General features: G+C 65.1%; 17 protein-coding genes and 1 pseudogene. 7 read left to right on the top strand and 11 right to left on the bottom strand.

Annotation, left to right across the window (positions count from 1 at the left end; all coding sequences use genetic code 11):
- From CYJ07_RS19805 to CYJ07_RS19775, 7 genes are all read right to left on the bottom strand, one after another.
- Positions 1-1064: aldehyde dehydrogenase (NADP(+)) (locus CYJ07_RS19805; RefSeq protein WP_104205422.1), on the bottom strand; the 1064-nt coding region annotated here is incomplete at its 3' end.
- Positions 1065-1087: 23 nt separating this feature from the next.
- On the bottom strand, positions 1088-2074 hold the full coding sequence (gene araD1, locus CYJ07_RS19800) for an AraD1 family protein (RefSeq protein WP_104205421.1): 987 nt from the start codon (positions 2072-2074) through the stop codon (positions 1088-1090).
- A 34-nt stretch (positions 2075-2108) separates the two neighbouring features.
- On the bottom strand, positions 2109-3056 hold the full coding sequence (locus CYJ07_RS19795; protein ID WP_104205420.1) for a glycoside hydrolase family 43 protein: 948 nt from the start codon (positions 3054-3056) through the stop codon (positions 2109-2111).
- A gap of 44 nt (positions 3057-3100) precedes the next feature.
- Complete coding sequence (locus CYJ07_RS19790; RefSeq protein ID WP_104205419.1) at positions 3101-4471, bottom strand: MFS transporter; 1371 nt, start codon at positions 4469-4471, stop codon at positions 3101-3103.
- 52 nt (positions 4472-4523) lie between these two features.
- A complete protein-coding gene (locus CYJ07_RS19785; protein WP_104205418.1) occupies positions 4524-5825 on the bottom strand; it encodes a TRAP transporter large permease in 1302 nt (433 codons plus the stop codon).
- On the bottom strand, positions 5825-6421 hold the full coding sequence (locus tag CYJ07_RS19780; protein WP_104205417.1) for a TRAP transporter small permease subunit: 597 nt from the start codon (positions 6419-6421) through the stop codon (positions 5825-5827). Before CYJ07_RS19780 ends, CYJ07_RS19785 begins: the two co-directional genes overlap by 1 nt.
- Before the next feature lie 67 nt (positions 6422-6488).
- Complete coding sequence (locus tag CYJ07_RS19775; protein WP_104205416.1) at positions 6489-7508, bottom strand: TRAP transporter substrate-binding protein; 1020 nt, start codon at positions 7506-7508, stop codon at positions 6489-6491.
- 138 nt (positions 7509-7646) lie between these two features.
- Between CYJ07_RS19775 and CYJ07_RS19770 the strand changes: the two genes are divergently transcribed.
- Positions 7647-8573 carry a Gfo/Idh/MocA family protein gene (locus tag CYJ07_RS19770; RefSeq protein ID WP_104205415.1) on the top strand — a complete coding sequence of 309 codons (927 nt, stop codon included), beginning with the start codon at positions 7647-7649 and terminating at the stop codon, positions 8571-8573.
- Between the two features lie 2 nt (positions 8574-8575).
- Here the strand turns inward: CYJ07_RS19770 and CYJ07_RS19765 are convergent, their stop codons facing one another.
- Positions 8576-9547 (bottom strand): LysR substrate-binding domain-containing protein, encoded by a 972-nt coding sequence (locus CYJ07_RS19765; protein WP_104205414.1) that lies wholly within the window; start codon positions 9545-9547, stop codon positions 8576-8578.
- A 166-nt stretch (positions 9548-9713) separates the two neighbouring features.
- On the opposite strand from CYJ07_RS19765, the gene CYJ07_RS19760 reads away from it, so the two are divergent.
- Genes CYJ07_RS19760 through CYJ07_RS19735 form a run of 6 tightly spaced genes read left to right on the top strand, consistent with a single transcriptional unit; the run spans position 9714 to position 17249 of the window.
- Positions 9714-10931, top strand: a complete 1218-nt coding sequence (locus tag CYJ07_RS19760) for an aldose epimerase family protein (RefSeq protein WP_104205413.1) — start codon at positions 9714-9716, stop codon at positions 10929-10931.
- 55 nt (positions 10932-10986) lie between these two features.
- Complete coding sequence (locus CYJ07_RS19755; protein WP_104205412.1) at positions 10987-11982, top strand: arabinose ABC transporter substrate-binding protein; 996 nt, start codon at positions 10987-10989, stop codon at positions 11980-11982.
- 31 nt (positions 11983-12013) lie between these two features.
- Positions 12014-13507, top strand: coding sequence for an L-arabinose ABC transporter ATP-binding protein AraG (araG, locus tag CYJ07_RS19750; RefSeq protein WP_104205411.1), 1494 nt, complete (start codon positions 12014-12016; stop codon positions 13505-13507).
- A gap of 44 nt (positions 13508-13551) precedes the next feature.
- Positions 13552-14562 (top strand): L-arabinose ABC transporter permease AraH, encoded by a 1011-nt coding sequence (araH, locus tag CYJ07_RS19745; protein ID WP_104205410.1) that lies wholly within the window; start codon positions 13552-13554, stop codon positions 14560-14562.
- 24 nt (positions 14563-14586) lie between these two features.
- Positions 14587-16332: an IlvD/Edd family dehydratase gene (locus CYJ07_RS19740; protein ID WP_104205409.1), complete on the top strand. Its 1746-nt coding sequence runs from the start codon at positions 14587-14589 to the stop codon at positions 16330-16332.
- Positions 16329-17249: an SMP-30/gluconolactonase/LRE family protein gene (locus CYJ07_RS19735; RefSeq protein WP_231489703.1), complete on the top strand. Its 921-nt coding sequence runs from the start codon at positions 16329-16331 to the stop codon at positions 17247-17249. The genes CYJ07_RS19740 and CYJ07_RS19735 overlap by 4 nt, the downstream gene beginning before the upstream one ends.
- Here CYJ07_RS19735 and CYJ07_RS19730 read toward each other — a convergent pair.
- From CYJ07_RS19730 to CYJ07_RS19720, 3 genes and pseudogenes are all read right to left on the bottom strand, one after another.
- Positions 17246-18010, bottom strand: a complete 765-nt coding sequence (locus CYJ07_RS19730) for a FadR/GntR family transcriptional regulator (RefSeq protein ID WP_104205407.1) — start codon at positions 18008-18010, stop codon at positions 17246-17248. The two genes, CYJ07_RS19735 and CYJ07_RS19730, sit on opposite strands and share 4 nt — an antisense overlap.
- A 125-nt stretch (positions 18011-18135) precedes the next feature.
- On the bottom strand, positions 18136-19302 hold the full coding sequence (locus tag CYJ07_RS19725) for a fumarylacetoacetate hydrolase family protein (protein WP_104205406.1): 1167 nt from the start codon (positions 19300-19302) through the stop codon (positions 18136-18138).
- A 3-nt stretch (positions 19303-19305) separates the two neighbouring features.
- A pseudogene (locus CYJ07_RS19720) lies at positions 19306-19475 on the bottom strand (aldehyde dehydrogenase (NADP(+))); the annotation flags it as partial.

Genomic DNA, 19475 nt, shown 5'->3' with positions numbered 1-19475 from the left:
CTATTGCTGGAAAGCCGGCCCACGCCCTGCTGGTAGGCGCCGTGGATGCCCGGGGTGAGCATGGTCTGGGCGGCGCTCTGTTTGACGGCATCGGCCGCGGCCTCGACGAAGGCCTCGAGTTCGGCGCCCTTGACCGCAATCACCAGGCCGGGGTTGGTGCAGAACTGACCCGCGCCCATGTTGAGCGAGCCGACGAAGCCTTCGGCGATCTGCTTGCCGCGCGCCTTGAGCGCCTCGGGCATCAGGAACACCGGGTTGATCGAGCTCATTTCGGCATATACCGGGATCGGCTGCGGACGCGACTGGGCGGTCTTCATCAGCGCGGTGCCGCCGCCGCGGGAGCCGGTGAAGCCCACCGCCTGGATGCGCGGATCGGCGACCAGCGCCTGGCCGATCTCGTTGCCCGAGCCGAACAGCAGCGAGAAGGTGCCTTCGGGCAGACCGCACGCTTTCACCGCACGCTGCACCGCACGGCCGACCAGTTCGGAGGTGCCGGGGTGGGCGGAGTGGCCCTTGACGATCACCGGACACCCGGCGGCCAAGGCCGAGGCGGTATCGCCCCCGGCGACCGAGAAGGCCAGCGGGAAGTTGCTGGCGCCGAACACGGCGACCGGGCCCAGACCGATATGGCGCTGGCGCAGGTCGGCGCGCGGCATCGGCTGACGATCCGGCATGGCCGGGTCGATGCGCACATCGAGCCACTCGCCGGCGCGCACCACGGAAGCGAACAGGCGCAGCTGGCCGCAGGTACGGCCGCGCTCGCCTTCCAGGCGGGCCTTGGGCAGGCCGGACTCGGCCATGGCGCGCTCGATCAGTTCATCGCCAATGCCTTCGATCTCGCTGGCGATGGTTTCGAGAAATACCGCGCGTTCCTCGAGGGAAGTCTCGCGATACGTGGCAAAGGCCGTCTCGGCGAGTTCGCAGGCGCGCTCGACCTCGGCGGTGGTGCCGCCCACGTAGGTCGGCTCGAGGGTCTCGTTGGTGGCCGGGTTGATGGCGTTGATGGGCTTGGAACTGCCGCTGACGGCGTCCTGGCCAATGAGTAACTTGCCTTCCAGGGTCATGTCGAACTCCTTGCTATTTGCAGTCAGAGCGATTTCACGTCGATAGGCGCGCTGTCCGCTTCAAAGCGTAGTGGATTGCGCAGCGGACGGCCGAAATCGGCGAGGCTGATCTCGAAACGGTCACCCTCGCGGGTGCGAATGTCATCGGCGAAGCTCAGGGTCGCGGTGCCGAAGAAATGCACATGTACGTCGCCGGGCCGGCGGAAACCGACATATTTGAAGTGATGGTGCTCGAGGTTGGCCAGGCTGTGCGCCATGTTGGCCTCACCAGTGAGGAAGGGTTTCTCCCATACCGTCTCGTTGTCACGCACGATACGGCTGACGCCCTCCAGGTGAGCAGGTAGCTCACCTACTAATAGTTCCGGGCCGAAGCTGCAGGCACGCAGTTTGGAGTGGGCCAGCCACAGGTAGTTGAAGCGCTCGGTCACATGGTCGGAGAATTCGTTGCCGATGGCGTAGCCGACCCGCCAGGGCTGGCCGTCGTCGCCGATCACGTAGAGCCCGGCCAGCTCCGGCTCCTCGCCGGCATCCTCGGCGAAATGCGGCACGGGGATCTCCGCTTCGGGGGCCACCACGCAGGCACCATCGCCCTTGTAGAACCACTCAGGTTGGGCGCCGACGCTGCCCACTTCCGGCTTGCCGCCTTCCACGCCCAGCTTGAACATGCGCATGGAGTCGGTGAGTTCCGTTTCACTCACCTGTGTTTTCGCATGCATGGCCGAGCGCGTGTCGGCGCTGCCCAGGTGGGTGAGGCCGGTGCCGGTCACGAGGCAGTGCGCCGGGTCGGGGTGGGTCAGCGGCGGCAGCAGGCGTTTCTCGTCGACCAGTCGCTGGTAGTCGAGGCGGGTCTCGGTCAGCGCCGCCTCGACGGCATCGCTCAGCGACTGGCCTGCCGCGATGGCGCGGTGGGCCAGGGTATAGGTGTCGGCGTCGAGCAGGCGAACCTCACGGTCGCTTTCGACCCGGGCCGCACGGACCTGGCCTTGGTGTTCGCATTGAATCAAACGCATGGTTCAGCTTCCTCAAGGTAAGGGATGGTGCGAATCAGTCGTGGGACGACGGTCTGCCGAACAGGGGGAAGCCATCCGCGTCCCAATGAATCCGCTTGACGTAGGTGTGCCGGTTGGGATCCCAGAGCGGGTCGCCTTCGATCTCGGTATAGGTGCGCGCGTGGTACACCAGCAGGTCGGTTTGGCCGTCTTCGGCCACGGTAAAGCTATTGTGGCCCGGTCCGAAGAGGGCGTTGGGCGGGTCGCTCACGAACACCGGCACCGGCGATTTGGTCCAGCTGGTCGGGTCGAGCAGGTCGGCGCCGGCATCCGCCCACAGCATGCCCATGCAGTAGTTCTCGTCGGTGGCGCTCGCCGAATAGGTGAGGAACACGCGGCCATGACGACACAGAACGGCCGGCCCCTCGTTGACGCTGAAGCCGCGGGTCTCCCACTCGAACTCGGGAATACTCAGGCGGACCGGGGCCGCCGCCAGCGTCTCGGGGGTCCGCATGGGGGCAATGTAGAGATTGGAGTTGCCCGGAATCTCGGGCGACTTCTGCGCCCAGAGGTAGTAGAGCGTCCCGTCATGGTCGAACGTGGTGGCATCGAGGCAAAAACTGTCGATGCCGGTTTCGATTCGTGTCGGCGCGCTCCAGGTCCCGGTCAGGGGATCGGCTGCCTCGGTGCTGATGACGTACATGCGATGCTGGAACAGGCCATCGCGGATTTCCCGGCTCGGGGCCGCGGCAAAATAGAGATACCAGCGGCCGTCGTGATGATGCAGCTCCGGCGCCCAGATCAGCTCGCTCAACGGGCCGGAGTCGGGCTTGTGCCACACGCTGACCGGCGTGGCCTCGGCGAGCGCCTCGACGCTCGGCGCCCGGCGTAGCTCCAGGCGGTCGTACTCCGGCACGGAGGCGGTGAAGTAATAGAAGCCGTCCTCGTGCCGGTGGATGAACGGGTCCGCGCGTTGTTCGATCAAGGGAGTCATCGTCGTCATTGTGTCTCGCTGCCTTCCTGGTTTGCCATGCGATACGTGAGCGGTCATAGCGGCCGCGGGGTCGCCTCGGTCAATGCCGAGTCGCGCAATTTGCCCGCCTTCATGTCCTCGTAGTAGCGGTCTGTGATGCGGTACTTGAACATCAGGCTACCCATCAACGTATGGAAGAGTCCGGGAATGAGGGAGAGCATCAGGGCGATCCCCGTCAACGTGAAAGCGCTCTGCTCGACGTTGGGCTCGTAGTTGAAATAGGTCAGCAGCGTGCCCACCAGGAACCCGGCGGCCCCCATGCCGGCTTTCTGAAAGAAGGAAATGCCGCCGAAGGCCAGGCCGGAGACGCGCCGCCCGGTCTTGGCTTCGCCGTAATCCACCGACTCGGCGATGGCCGACCAGAAGACCGGAGCGTGCAGGTCGACGACGAAGGAGATGAGGAAGTACAAGATGAAGGCCGGCACGATGTCGCCGGGGCGCACGGCAATGAACATGATGACGCTCAGTGCCCCGACGGCAAGCTGGCTCCAGCGGAAGAGCCGGATCTTGCAATAGCGCTTGGTGATCCAGGTCGAGGCCACCATGGCGAGTATCGCGGCCGTGACGCCCACGGTCAGGAACGCCGACAGCATCGTGGCGTCGGCGCCGAGATAGTATTTGGCGTAATAGGCCGCCACCGAGCTGCGGATGACGTAGCCGAGCGTTCCCGTGAAGCAGACGGCGCACAGGATCAGCCATTGGTCATTTCTCATGAGCACGCCGAATTGCTGCTTTAGCGGCTTGTCGTCGATCGTGTGCTGTACCCGCTCGGTCGTGGTGAAGTAGCAGAACAGGAACAGCAGCGTGGCGAGCCCGCCCATCAGCCCCATCGAGACCTGGTAGCCCAGCGCCAGATTGTCCCCGCCCACGAACTCGGCGAGCTTCGGCACGATGATGGTGACCAGGAAGGCGGCGATCTTGGCGAAGAACAGGCGATACCCGTTAGCCGACAGCCGATCCTTGGGGTCCGGTGTCAGCACCCCGATCAGCGAGATGTAGGGAATGGTCACCGAGGTGAACATGAGCGTGACGAAGAGATAGGTCGAATATGCCCAGACCAGCTTGGCGTTGTAGCTCCAGTCGGGTGTGGTGAAGAGCAGCAGCACCGAGATCCCGAACGGCACCGAGAAGATCAGGAAGTAGGGCCGATAGCGCCCGCGTCGGCTATTGAACCTGTCCGTGACGAGGCCCATCAGGGGATCGGTGATCGCATCCACCAGGCGCGCCACCAGGAAGAGGATTCCCATGTGGCTGGGCTTGAGGCCGAAAATATCGGTATAGAAATACGAAATGATCAGAAACATGGAGGAGATGACGATATTGATCGCCATATCGCCGCTGCCGAACCCGACCTTCTCCAGATAAGTCAGTTGTTGTGTTCTCATCGATCGTACCTTGAGGGCTAGCGTGTGGGCTGTCGTGTGAGGACGTCGCGGTCTAGAGCGGCCAGATGGCCAACTGAGGCCACATCAGCAGGGCGGCCAGCACGCAGAGCTGGATGAACATGAACGGCAGCACCGAGACATAGATGTCCTTCAGGCTGACCTCCGGGGGCGCCACGCTCTTGAGATAGAACGCCGCCGGGCCGAACGGCGGTGACAGGAAGGAGACCTGCATGTTCACGGCGAACAGGATGCCGAACCAGATCGGGTCGAAGCCCAGCTGCGTGACGATGGGCAGGAAGATCGGCAGGGCGAGCATGGCGATGCCGATCCAGTCGAGGAACAGCCCGAGCACCAGCATGATGCCCATCATCACCAGGATGACGACGATCGGTGCCACCTCGAGACCGAGAATCAGGCCCGAGACGAAGCGATTGCCGCCCATCAGGTTATAGACGCCCACCAGCGCGGCGGCGCCGATACCGATCCAGATGATCATGCCGCAGGTGTTGAGCGTCTGGCCCAGGCTGTGATGCAGCATACCCAGCGAGAATTCGCGTCGCACTGCAATGGCCAGGATCACCCCGAACACGCCCATGGCCGCCGCCTCGGTGACCGAGGCGATACCACCGTAGATGGTGCCGAGCACGAGAAAGGCGATCAGTCCCGGCAACAGCACCGCCTTGGCGGCGTCGAGCTTACCGGCAAAGGGATTGTCCTGACTCTCTTCGGTCAGCGGCGGACCCATGTCGGGGTTCTTCAGGCAGCGCACCAGCACGTAGGCGATATAGGAACCCATCAGGATCACGGCGGGCGTGATCGCAGCAGTGAACAGCTCGGCGATGGAGACGCTGGCGATCAGGCCGTAGATGATCAGCACGATTGACGGCGGCATCATGGTCCCCAGCGCGCCGCCGGCGCAAACCACGCCGATCGACAGGTGTTTGTCATAGCCCAGGCGCAGCATCTGCGGCAGCGCCAGGATGCCCAGCAGCACGATCTCGCCGCCAATGATCCCCGACAGCGCCGCCAGGAAGAAGGCGACCACGATGGTCTGCACCGCCACGCCGCCGGGCAGGCGGCCGGCGAACACACGCATGGCGTTGAACAGGTCCTTGGCAATTCCGGAGCGGTCGAGCAGCGAGGCCATCAGCACGAACATCGGCACCGCCACCAGCGAATACTCGGTGATGAAACCGTATACCCGGCTGGTCACCAGCGGCAGGGCGGTCTCTCCGAACCAGCCGAAGGTGAAGGCCATCGCCACCAGGCCGGTAATGAAGGCCAGCGGCAGGCCGGTGACGAGCAGGGCGAAGATGGCGCCGACCATTAATAGCGTCGCGGTCGAGATATCCATCAGCGCACCTCCCGACCGGGGCGAGCCCGCAGCGACTGGATCAGATGCAGCAGGGCCTGCAGCGTCATCAGCGCCAGGGCGAACAGGATCACTCCCTTGACCATGGCCGGAAAGGGCGGGTTCCACGAGGTGCCGGAGCGCTCGAGGCGCCACTCGCCGAGCGGGTTGTGCGAGGCGCGCCAGAACATATGGAAGGCGGCGTAGCTCATGGCCAGGCAGAAGCCCAGGGTCACCAGGTCGTTGAAGCGATCCATCCAACCCCTGAGGCTGGGGCCGACGTTGTCGTAGAGCACCTTGACTCGGATGTGGCTGTTACGTGCCAGGGCGGCGGGGCCGCCCAGCGCGAAGCTGATGGCGATAAGAAACACCACGCTCTCGTGCACCCAGGAAGTCGGGGAGTTGAAGCCATAGCGCAGGAACACTTCGACCACGCTGATAGCCATGGCCAGCAGAATCATCCAGGCGGCGCCCCGGGCGCCTCGCGACACCAGGCGGTCGAGGCCGTTACGCTCGGGCGAGACATCCTCGACCTGCTCCACGATGTCGGCGAGTTCCTGTTCGGGCAGGGGCTTGGGGTCATGTTGTTGCTGCGACATGGCGAGTCTCGATAGGCGTTGCGGGCCGCCAGAAGCTGGCGGCCCGCGTCGGTTGCCGGTGCGTGGTTCAGAGCAGGTTGCGCGAGCGCAGGAAGGCGGTCGCCGAGTCGTAGATCTTCTGCGTCATCTCGTTCTCGCCGGCCCATTCCTGCCACTCTTGTTCCGCAGCGGCGCTGAACTTGCGGCGCTCCTCGGCGGGGAGGTCGAAGGGATGAACGTCCGGGTCCTCCTGCAGACGCTGCAGGGTCTCGATGTCCTGGGCCTTGAGACGTGCGATCAGGTCGTAGGCCATGCCGTCGAAGGCGGTCTCGAGAGTCGCTTGCAGATCCTCGGGCAGGTCGTCCCAGATCTGCTTGTTGATCGACACGGCGATCATCGGCATCGAATGGAAGCCCGGGTACAGCGGGTAGGGGGCAAAGGCGTGTAGCCCCATGGCATCATTGTTGGAGAGCACGGTGGAGTCGGCGGCATCGATGACCTTCTTCTCCAACGCGGTATAGACTTCGGAGCCGGGCAGGTTGACGGGGCTGGCGCCGATGCGCTCGAAGACGTTGTAGACCATGCCCTGCGGGGCGCGGATCTTTAAGCCCTCGAAGTCCTCCAGCGTCTCGATCGGAACGGTGGAAGGCACCGACTCCAGCGGGAAGGTGGCCGCGCCGATCAGGTGCACGCCGTAGGGTTCGACCAGCTCGTTGTAGAGGTCCTCGCCGCCGCCGTGCTTCATGTACTCGAGAAAGTCGTAGGGGTTCTGCCAGGCACCCACCAGGTTGCCCAGCATGCCGAACGCCGGGTCCTGGCCCGAGAAGTAGCTGGGATCGGTCATGTGACCCTGCAGAATGCCTGAACTTACCGCGTCCAGCGTCTCGGTGGGGCCGACCACGGCGTTGATCGGCATGACCTCGATCTCGATGCGGCCGTCGGTCATACGCGAGATTCGCTCGGCCCACTCCTGCTTGATCTTGAAGCTGGGCTCGCCGGAGGTCTCCGAGGCTTGGAAGGACCATTCGTATTCCGCCGCCTGGGCGGAGGACAGGCCCAGCAGCAGCGCCGAGCCAGCGAGGATGAGGCGGTGTTCGAGATTGAGCATACGGGCTCCAGGGGTTGTTTATTGTTACGGGCTGCTTATATGTTGAACATATACAGTTCATGTTCAACATAGACTTTAGTCGTGTCACTCATCCTGGTGAGACGTGTCGTCTCGCCATCCGAACCAAAGGACTTGGCAATGCAGAGCATCGAAATAGGCCTGGTAGGGGTCGGCAAGATCGTTCGCGACCAGCATCTGGCGGCGATCGACGCGGTGGACGAATTGCGACTGGTCGCCACCGCGGATCCCGTGGCGCGGCTGGACGGCGTGCCGGGATACGACTCGTTGCCCGCCATGCTCGACGCTCGGCCGGAGCTGATGGCGGTGGCCATCTGCACGCCGACGCACCTGCGCTATTCCCAGGCGCGTATCGCCCTGGAACGGGGCAAGAGCGTGCTACTGGAGAAACCGCCCGGCGCCACCCTGAGCGAGGTCGAGGATCTCGTTGCACTGGCCGAGCGTCAGGGCTGCACGCTTTTCGCGGCCTGGCATTCACGCTTCGCCCCGGCCGTGGGACAGGCCCGCGAGTGGCTGCGGGAGCAGCGCATACGGCGGGTCGAGATCGACTGGCGCGAGGACGTCCGAGTGTGGCACCCCGGTCAGGCGTGGATCTGGGAGCCGGGCGGCATGGGGGTGTTCGACCCCGGAATCAATGCGCTGTCGATCGCCACCGAGATACTGCCGCGCGCCTTTTTCCTGCGTGACGCGCAGCTATGGGTGCCGAGCAACTGCCAGGCGCCGATCGCCGCGGCGCTGACCTTCAGCGATGCCGAGGGCGCGCCGATCGTGGCCGACTTCGATTTTCGTCAGCCCAGCCCGCCGATCTGGAGCATCCACGTCGAAACCGAGGCGGGGCGGCTCAGCCTGCTGCAGGGAGGCTGCCGGCTGGAAATCGACGGCCGCTGCGTGCTCGTCGCCGAGGAGCGCGAGTATCCCGGACTTTACGCCCGGTTTGCCGAGCTGATTCGGGATCGGCAGCGAGACGTGGATCTGGCTCCCCTGCGGCACGTGGCGGATGCCTGCCTCGCTGCCCGGCGCGAAGCCGTGGAAGCTTTCGTGGAGTGAAATCATGCGGGCGCTGCGCGGGGGCGGTCGAGCCCACTGCGATGCGCAATGATCTCGCGCAGCGTGCCCATCAGCGCGCCGGCGCCGGGTGACAGGCGCTGGTCGCGCAGGCTCACCAGACCATAGGGCTGAACGCTGAGGACCTCGCGAAAGGGAAGGATGCGGAAACGCTGGGGGGCGCACAGCAAGCCCGCCACCTCGCGGGTGGTGGCGGTGATGGTGTCCGACTTGTCGACCAGGGCCAGGGAAACCAGCACGTCGGGGGTATCGACGATCTGGGCAGGCAGCGAGACCCCGTGATGCAGGAACAGCCGGTCGACCCGCTGGCGCATCAGGGCGCCCGGCGGCTGAAGCGACCAGGGGTAGGCCGCCATGTCCCGCAGTGTCAGCGGCGAGCACCCCGTCAGCGGGTGGCCTTCGCGACATACGAAGCAGATGTCTTCCTCGCCGATCTCCTCGAACACGAAGCGCTCCGCCGGGAATCCGGCGGGAATGCGCGTGATGGCGAAATCGAACTCCCCCTCCAGCAGGCGCGGGATCAGTACCTGACTGACGTTGACGTCGACACTGACCCGCAGCCTGGGCCGATCGCGGTGAACCCGCTCGATAGCACTGGTCAGCAGGGTCACCGCAGGTGCCATGACCGTGCCGACCGCCACCATTCCCGCATTACCCGCACGTAGGGCATTCAGCTCCTCGCCGGTATGGCGCAGCTCGGAGAGCATGGTGCGCGCATGGCGAATCATGACCTCCCCATACCAGTTGGGGGTAAGGCCACGGGCATGACGCTCGAAGAGCTTAACGTCCAACTGTGACTCGATATCAGCCAGCAGCTTGGATGCGGCGGGCTGACTCATGCCGAGCCTGGCAGCGGCGCGATGCAGATTACGCAGTTCGTCCAGGGCGAGAAACAACTGGAAATGGCGCAACTTTAGTCGAACGCGAAGAAACCAGTCGTCACCCAGAACGCCCATGGCAGCCGTACTCCCGATGAAATGATAGCAAAAAACATATCAAACCTGGCTGGTTTTGGCATTGGTTGGTTATGTTGCGTCCGGCTAACGTAAGCCGTGCCATGGCAACGGGACCCAACGCGTTGCCGATAACAACAATCCGGTTGGCAGCCGGCAGGAGACGATCATGCCATTCACATCCCCTTTCTCACGACTGACGCTGGGTGCGGGAGCCGCCGTACTGTTGATAGCGGCGGCACAGGCCGAAGACCCTGCCGCCGACGGCGGCGACGATCGGAGGGCAGGAACCTTGGAAAAGGCGACGTTCGGCGAGCTTCCCGACGGTCGCACCGTCGACGTCTATCGTATCGCCAACGCGAACGGCATCGAGATGCGTGTCATCAACTATGGCGGCATCATCGTGTCGTTGAAGACGCCCGATAAACATGGCGAGTTCGACGACATTGCATTGGGCTTCGACTCGCTGGAAGCCTACCTCTCCGATACCTATCGTCAGGCCAATCCCTACTTCGGCGCGTTGATCGGGCGCTACGGCAATCGCATCGCCGACGGCCGCTTCTCTCTCGGCGGAGAAACCTATTCCCTGGCGACCAATGATGGCGACAACCATCTGCACGGTGGCCAGCAGGGACTCGACAAGGTGCTGTGGCAGGCGGAGCCGTTCGAGAACGACGAAGGTGCCGGGCTCGTGCTCAGCTATACCAGCGAGGATGGCGAGGAAGGCTATCCGGGCAGGCTGGAAACGCAAGTGACCTACACCCTGACCGCTGCCGATGAGTTGGTCGTCGACTACCGGGCCACGACCGACAAGGCGACTCCGGTCAACCTCACGCAGCACAGCTATTTCAATCTCGAGGGGGAGGGCAGCGGCAGCATTCTCGATCATTACATGATGATCAACGCCGATGCTTTTACCCCGGTGGACGACACCTTGATCCCCACCGGCGAGATTCGCCCGGTCGAAGGTACGCCATTCGACTTTACCCAGCCGACGCCGATCGGTGAACGCATCGAGCAGGACAACGAGCAGTTGACCTTCGGCAAGGGCTACGATCACAACTTCGTACTCGCCAGGCAAGACGCCTCCTCTGGCGATGCCTTACTGGCCGCCAGGGTGTGGGAGCCCGACAGCGGACGCCTGCTGGAAATCAGCACGACCGAGCCGGGCATCCAGTTCTACTCAGGCAATTTCCTTGCAGGCGACCTGACGGGCAAACAAGGGCAGGCCTACGAGCACCGATCCGGATTCGCGCTGGAGACTCAGCACTACCCTGATTCCCCCAACCAGGCCAACTTTCCCTCGACGATTCTCGAGCCGGGGGAGACCTATCGCACGCGCACAATCTACCGGTTCTCCGCCCAGGAAGAAGCTCCGGGCTCGTGACCCAAGAGTCCCGAACATCAACAACAAGACCCCCGAAGAGACTTAGGAGTACGCCATGACTTTCACAACGACCTTCACTCGTCTGGCCCTGAGTGCCGGCCTGGCGCTCGGATCCGTCAGCGCGACACAAGCGGCCGAAGAGGACGTCAAGATAGGTTTCATCGTCAAGAAACCCGAGCAGGCCTGGTTCATCAACGAGCAGGAAGCTGCCACGCAGGCCGGCGAGGAGCTGGGCTTTAGCGTCGTCCGACTGGGAGGTGAGGATGGCCAGGAGGTACTGAGCGCCATCGACAACCTCAACTCCCAGGGCGCCCAGGGCTTCGTCATCTGCCCGCCCGACGTGCGACTGGGGCCGGCCATCATGAATCGTGCCAACCAGTACGGCATGAAGGTGGTCACGGTGGACGACCGCTTCGTGGGCAGTGACGGTGAGCCCATGGAGGAGGTGCCGCACCTGGGCATGTCGGGCTACAAGATCGGCCAGCAGGTCGGCGAGGCCATAGCCGCCGAGATGGAGGCCCGCGGCTGGGACCCGCAGGAGGTCGCGGCACTGCGCATCACCAACAATGAACTGCCCACCGCCAAGGAGCGCACTGACGGTGCCACCGATGCGCTGGTCGAGTGGGGTTTCCCCGCCGAGAATGTCTTCGATGCACCTCAGCAAAACACCGATACCAGTAGCGCCTTCTCGGCCGCCTCGCCAGTCATCTCCCAGCGCGGCGAGTTCGAGCACTGGATCATCTACGCCCTCAACGAAGAGAGCGTGCTGGGCGGCGTGCGCGCCACCGAGCAATACGGTCTTGCCGCCGAGGATGTTATCGGCGTGGGCATCAACGGCTCCGGTGCGGCCTTCGCCGAATTCTCGCGCAGCAACCCGACGGGCTTCCACGGCACCGTGGCGGTGAGTTCCACCCAACATGGGCGCCAGACGGCGGAGAGCCTCTATCGCTGGATCACCGAAGGCGAGGAACCGCCGGCCAACACCGAAACCTCAGGCACCCTGATGACGCGCGACAACTGGCAGGACGTACGCGCCGAACTCGGGCTGTAACGTGCTGCATCACGGTGAGCGGGAGAGCGACATGACCGAACCCTATCTTCGTTTCGACGGCATCAGCGTGGTCTTCCCCGGCGTGCGGGCGCTCGACAAGGTCAGCTTCGGCGTCCGCGCTGGCCAGGTGCATGCACTGATGGGCGAGAACGGCGCCGGCAAGTCGACACTGCTCAAGGTACTCAGCGGGGTCAACCGGGTCACGGAAGGGGCGCTGTGGATCGACGGCGAGCGCCATGTGTTCGCTAACGCCCGCGAGGCGCTGGGGCAGGGTATCGCCATCATCTACCAGGAGCTGACGCTGGCGCCCAACATGTCGGTGGCCGAAAACCTCCTGCTCGGCCAGCTGCCGGCGACGCGCGGCTTCATCGACCGGCGGCGGCTGCGTGAGCGGGCGATGCGCATGCTCGAGGAGCTTGGGGAAGGCAGCATCCACCCCTCGACCAAGGTACGCGATCTCTCCATCGGCCAGCAGCAGATGATCGAGATCGGTCGTGCGCTGCTGCGCGATGCCCGCATCATCGCCTTCGACGAGCCGACCAGCAGCCTGTCGGTGCAGGAGACGCGCCAGCTCGAGCGCATCGTCGCCCGGCTGCGCGACGAGGGCCGCGTGGTGCTGTACGTCACCCATCGCATGGAAGAGGTCTTCAAGATGTGCGATGCGGTCACCGTGTTCCGCGACGGCAAGCACATTCGCACCCACGAGAGCCTCGATGCGCTCGATCACGACACCCTGGTCAGCGAGATGGTCGGTCGCGATATCGAGGATGTCTACGGCTATCGCGAGCGCGAGCAGGGCGAGGTGATGCTCGAGATCGATGCCATCGAGGGCATGGGACTGAAAGCGCCCGTGAGCTTCGAGGTGAAGCGCGGCGAAGTGTTCGGCCTGTTCGGTCTGGTCGGGGCAGGGCGCAGCGAACTGATGCGGCTGGTGTGCGGCGCCGAGACCGCCAAGTCGGGCGAGGTGCGCTTCCAGGGCGTGGCGCGACGCTTCGCCAGCCCCGGCGAGGCGATCCGCCGGGGCATCGCTATGTGCCCCGAGGATCGCAAGTCGCAGGGCATCTTTCCCGTCGCCAGCGTGGCCGACAACCTCAACATCAGCTGCCGGCGCTTCTTCAAGCGCTGGGGGTTGCTGCGCGACCCGCGGCGCGAACGTGCCAATGCCGAGGACTACATCCGACGTCTGAGCATCAAGACGCCGGGGCCACGCACGCCGATCGGCTCGCTCTCCGGCGGCAACCAGCAGAAGGTGATCCTGGCGCGCTGGCTGTCCGAGAAGATCGACCTGTTCGTAATGGACGAGCCCACTCGCGGCATCGACGTGGGCGCTCGCCGCGACATCTACAACCTGCTCTTCGAGCTGACCGAACAGGGCAAGAGCGTCGTCGTGATCTCCAGCGACCTGGCCGAAGTGAGCTCCATCTGCGACCGCATCGGCGTGATGCGCGACGGTGCGCTGGTCGACATCGTGCCGCGCCGAGAGGCCACCCAGGAGCGCCTGCTGGGGCTGGCGCTGCCCGCCTGATCTTCCGAAAGCCATAACGACAAGTGCACTCAGAGGGATTTCACATGACCACCCATAAACTCGCAGGGGGAGACGGCAGCACGACGGCAGCTCCCCCGCGCCGGGGGCTGCCCAAGCCCCTGCGCACCTTGCTCGATACGTCCGGGCTGATCGCCATCTTCGTGATTCTGTTCGTCGCGTTGGCGGTGTTCATCCCAGGCTTCCTCACCGGGCGCAACATGGTGGGCCTGCTGCTCTCCATCACCCTGATCGGTACCATCGCCACCACCATGATGATGGTGCTGGCGCTGGGCGAGGTCGATCTGTCGGTGGCGTCCATCGTCGCCTTCGCTGGCGTGGTCGCGGCCGTGGTCACCTCGGCCTCGGGCAGCGTGATGATCGGCGTGCTCGGAGGCGTGCTCGCCGGGGGCGCGGTAGGGGCATTCAACGGCTTCGTGGTGGCGAAGTTCGGTATCAATTCGCTGATCGCCACGCTCGCCGCCATGGAATTCGTGCGCGGCCTGGCCTACATCACCTCTGGCGGCGATGCGGTGATGATCACCGTGCCCGAGTTCTTCGATCTCGGCAGCGCCTCCTTCCTCGGCCTGACGCTGCCGGTGTGGACCATGATCGCCTGCTTCGTGATCTTCGGTGTGCTGCTCAACATGACCGCGTTCGGGCGCAACGTGCTGGCCACCGGCGGCAACGCCGAGGCGGCGGCGCTGGCTGGGGTCAACGTGCGGCGTCTCAAGATCATCGTCTTCGGCCTGCAGGGCGTGGTGGCCGGCATTGCCGGCGTACTGCTCACCTCGCGCATGGGGCTGGGCGATCCCAACACCTCCATGGGGTTGGAGCTCGCGGTGATCTCGGCCTGCGTGCTCGGCGGCGTGGCGCTTTCGGGCGGCGTGGCCACCATCACCGGCGTGTTGGTCGGCGTGCTGATCATGGGCTGCGTGCAGAATGCCATGGGCCTGCTCAACGTTCCCACTTTCTATCAGTACCTGGTACGCGGCGCGATCCTGCTGCTGGCGGTGATGTTTGACCGCTGGAAGCAGACCCGACGCCAGCGTGCATGATCCTTCGGTTTCAGGAGACCTCGTATGACCGACCGCAAGCGTCCCTTGCGCAGCGCCCAGTGGTTCGGCACCGCCGACAAGAACGGCTTCATGTACCGCAGCTGGATGAAGAACCAGGGCATTCCGGACCATGAGTTCGAGGGCAAGCCGATCATCGGCATCTGCAACACCTGGTCCGAACTCACGCCCTGCAACGCGCACTTCCGCAAGCTTGCCGAACACGTCAAGAAGGGTGTGCTGGAAGCGGGCGGCTATCCGGTGGAGTTTCCCGTTTTCTCCAACGGTGAGTCGTTGCTGCGGCCCACGGCGATGTTCACCCGCAACCTGGCGAGCATGGACGTCGAGGAGTCGATCCGCGGCAACCCGCTGGATGCGGTGGTACTGCTGGTGGGCTGTGACAAGACCACGCCGGCGCTGCTGATGGGCGCGGCAAGCTGCGACATTCCCACCATCGTGGTTACCGGCGGGCCCATGCTCAACGGCAAGCATGAGGGCAGGGACATCGGCTCGGGCACCGTGGTCTGGCAACTCTCCGAGCAGGTCAAGGCCGGCAAGATCTCGATCCACGAATTCATGGCCGCCGAGGCCGGCATGTCGCGCTCGGCGGGCACCTGCAACACCATGGGTACCGCCTCGACCATGGCCTGCATGGCCGAGTCGCTTGGCGTTTCATTACCGCATAATGCGGCGATACCCGCAGTGGACGCGCGGCGCTACGTGCTGGCGCATCTCTCCGGCAATCGTATCGTCGAGATGGTCGAAGAGGATCTCACGCTCTCCAAGGTCCTGACCAAGCAGGCCTTCGAGAACGCCATTCGCACCAACGCCGCGATCGGCGGCTCGACCAACGCCGTGATTCACCTCAAGGCCATCGCCGGGCGCATCGGGGTGGAGCTCGACCTCGACGACTGGAGCCGAGTCGGTCGGGATACGCCGACCATCGTCGACCTGCAGCCGTCGGGGCGCTTCCTGATGGAGGAGTTCTACTATGCCGGCGGCCTGCCTGCGGTGCTGCGTCGGCTGGGCGAGGCCGACCGCCTGCCGCACAAGGACGCGCTGACGGTCAACGGCAAGGCCCTGTGGGACAACGTCAAGGACGCGCCGCTCTACAACGACGAGGTGATCCGTCCGCTGGACAATCCTCTGCGCGAGGATGGCGGCATGTGCGTGTTGCGCGGCAACCTGGCACCGCGCGGGGCGGTGCTCAAGCCCTCGGCGGCGAGCCCGGAACTGATGCGGCATCGCGGGCGAGCCGTGGTCTTCGATGACTTCGATCACTACAAGCAGCGTATCAACGATCCCGACCTCGAGGTCGACGCCGGCAGCGTGCTGGTGATGAAGAACTGCGGGCCGCGCGGCTATCACGGCATGGCCGAGGTCGGCAATATGGGCCTGCCCGCCAAGCTGCTCGAACAGGGCGTGACCGACATGGTGCGCATCTCCGATGCGCGCATGAGCGGTACCGCCTACGGCACCGTGGTGTTGCACGTGGCTCCCGAGGCCGCCGCCGGCGGACCGCTCGCCGCGGTGCGCGATGGCGACTGGATCGAGCTCGACTGCGATGCCGGCACCTTGCACCTGGACATCAGCGACGCCGAGCTCGAGGCGCGCCTGGCCGAGAGCGACCCCACCGCCCAGTCGAGCCGGATCGCCAGCGACGGAGGCTACCGCCAGCTCTACATCGAGCGGGTGCTGCAGGCCGACGAAGGCTGCGACTTCGACTTCCTGGTCGGGTGTCGCGGCGCCGAAGTGCCGAGGCATTCGCATTGAACCGAGCGGGAGGCGAGCGGCGCATGGTCGACGGCTCGATGATCGAATGCGTATGGCGAGGTAGGGCGCAGCTGGGCGAAGGCCCGCTGTGGTGTCCCGCACGGGGAGAAGCCGGTCAACTGCTGTTCGTCGACATCCTGAAAGGCATGCTGCATGTGCACGACGCTGCCCGCGGCGAGACCCGCGGCTGGTCGCTCGACGAGGCGTGCTGCTGGCTGGCGCCGCGCGACGACGGCGACGGCTTCATCGCGGCACTCGCCTCACGGTTGGTGCACCTGCGTCTCGACGAAGACGGCCCGTACATCGTCAACGCCTGGACCACGCCCGACGAGCCGGCGGGCAACCGGTTCAACGACGCGGCGGTCGACGACCGAGGGCGGCTCTGGTTCGGCTCGATGAGCGAGACTGGCGAACCGGGCCAGGGGTCTCTCTACTGCCTCGATGCCGAGGGCCTGCGCTGCGTCGACCGCGGCTACGCTGTGGCCAACGGTCCCGCCGTCAGCCCCGACGGCAGGACGCTCTATCACAGCGACACGGCAGCCGGGGTCGTCTACGCCTTCGATCTGTCCGCCGCGGGCGAGCTGTCCGGCAAGCGCGAGCACCTGCACTTCTCAGGTACCCAGGGGTACCCGGACGGTATGACCTGCGACGCCGAGGGCGGCCTGTGGATCGCCCACTGGGGCGGGGGGCGTGTCAGTCGTTTCCTGCCCGACGGGGCACTGGACGAGACCCTGATCCTGCCCGCCTCGCGGGTAACATCCTGCGCCTTCGGCGGGCCCGAGCTGGACCAGCTGTTCATCACCACGGCAGCCTTCGAGCGCGAGCAGGAAGCCTTGGCGGGAGCCCTGTTCCGCGTGGCACCAGGAGTTCGCGGCCTGGCATCGCCTGCATTCGTTGCGTCACGCTGGGCGGCCTAGGCGGGCTCCAGCCAGTCGCCCAGCGTACCGTCGCCGGGTTCGATGCCTAGCGCATCGGCGGTGCCCTGCAGCACGGCGCGGGCGGCCTGGAAGGCCTCGCGAGGCCGGCGGGTGCGGATCGCCTCCATTACCTGTCGGTGTCGTTCGAAGCTCGCTTCGGGGTCCGCGGTACTGTCGTTGGACGTCTCGATGAGCAGATGGATCGACGGTCGCAGGATGTGCGACAGCTGCGACCAGACGATGTTGTGGCTGGCCTTGAAGATCGCCACATGAAAGGCGACGTCGTAGTCGCTGTACTGGCGCCGCTCCTCCGGGGTGGCGGCCTTCAGGCACCGCCCCATGCCCTCCAGGGCCTCTTCGATCGCCACCAGGTCGCGCGCCTTGGCGCGCTTCGCCGCGGTCATCGCCACGTAGGGCTCGACGTCCAGGCGAAAGGCGAGGATCTCACGCTGGATGCGTGGGTTGGGCGAGGCATAGCGGGTCATCCATTCGGTGACCGAGGGGTCGAGAATATTCCACGCCTCGTAATCGCGAACCTTGGAGCCGTGACCGGAGATGCGCGCGATGATGCCGACATCGACCAGCTGGCGCAGATCGCTTCTTACCGCCGAACGGTTGATGTCGAACTGCTGGCACAGGTCGATCTCCTTGGGAACGAAGTCCCCGGGCTGGTAGCGGCCGGAAAAGATGGCTTCGGCGAGATGTTCCACCACGCTGGGGCGGGCGGTCTTGGCGGGACGCTTGGGGGACTTGTCAGTCATGGCGGCTCATGTCAATGATTCGCCACATAAAGTGCCATATGTTCAACATATAGGCAATGCTGCCTAGGTCGCAGCGACAAGGCGAGAAGGACGCCTTGTCGCTGCGCAGCCCTCTTCGATAACGCCTAGCGGCGGTGCGCCAGCCAGGCGCGAATGCCGAAGGACCAAGGTGGCAGGCGATCCGAGCGATCGACGCGATTGACCAGGCCGCCCAGCGCCGGGGTGGCAATGGTCACGCGATCGCCGATGTGGTGGGTGAAACCCTGGCCCGCGCCGTCGCGATCCTGGATCGGCGAGAACATGGTGCCGAGGAACAGCATGAAGCCGTCTGGGTACTGGTGATGTGCACCGACGGTCTGGCGCACCAGGTCGAGCGGGTCGCGGCTGATCTCGCGCATGTCGCTCTCGCCTTCGAGCAGGAAACCGTCGTCCTCGCCCTCGATGCGCAGCGTGACGTGGGCCTGGCGTACGCTGTCCATCGTGAAGCGTTCGTCGAACAGACGAATGAAGGGACCGATGGCGCAGGAGGCGTTGTTATCCTTGGCCTTGCCCAGCAGCAGCGCGCTGCGGCCCTCGATATCACGCAGGTTGACGTCGTTGCCGAGCGTGGCGCCCTTGGGCTCGCCCCGGGCGTCCACCGCCAGCACGATCTCGGGCTCGGGGTTGTTCCACTGCGAAGCCAGGTGCAGGCCAACGCGCGCCCCGAAGCCTACCGACGAGAGCGGCTGCGCCTTGGTGAACACCTCGGCGTCGGGGCCGAGACCCACCTCCATGTACTGCGACCAGGCGCCGCGTGCCTGCAGCGCCGCCTTCAGCGCCATGGCCTCGTCGGAGCCGGGGGCGATGCGCGACAAGTCCCGGCCGATCATTTCGTTGAGTTCGGCACGCAGCACGGCGGCCTTGGCCGCGTCGCCCCCGGCCTGCTCCTCGATCACCCGCTCCAGCAGGCTCACGGCGAAGGTCACGCCGCAAGCCTTGATCGCCTGCACGTCGCATGGTGCAAGCAGGTAGGGCGAGCGCGGCGGTTCGGCCAGGGAGTTTTCCAACAGGGCGACGGCCGGGCCCAGCGATTCGCCATCGACGCGTCGGACGAAATCGATGACGTCGTCGCGGTCGAGCAGGTCGGCCATGCAGTCGCCGTGTGCGGAAATGTCGATGGCTTCGCCCCGGCGCACCACCACCAGGGCGGGGCCGGATGGCATCGAGCCTGCGCCATCACGCCAGACGCGACCGACCAGCAGCGCATGCTCGCTGTCCTCGGGAAGCAGGCTCGTTCTCAGCTCGTGGTTCATGTGTCAGGCCTCGCGCTTGCCGTCGACCAGGCGCGACACGCCCCAGGGGTTGCCGTCCCTGAGCGGCTCGGGCAAGAGCCCCTGCGGCAGCGCCTGGTAGCACACCGGGCGCAGGAAGCGGAAGATCGCCGCGCTGCCTACCGAGGTGGTGCGGCTGTCGGAGGTCGCCGGGT

The sequence above is a fragment of the Billgrantia saliphila genome, from assembly GCF_002930105.1.
GTDB lineage: Bacteria > Pseudomonadota > Gammaproteobacteria > Pseudomonadales > Halomonadaceae > Halomonas > Halomonas saliphila.
The sequence above is the reverse complement of the archived record's forward strand: the minus strand, read 5'-3'. Positions and strand labels throughout refer to the sequence as shown.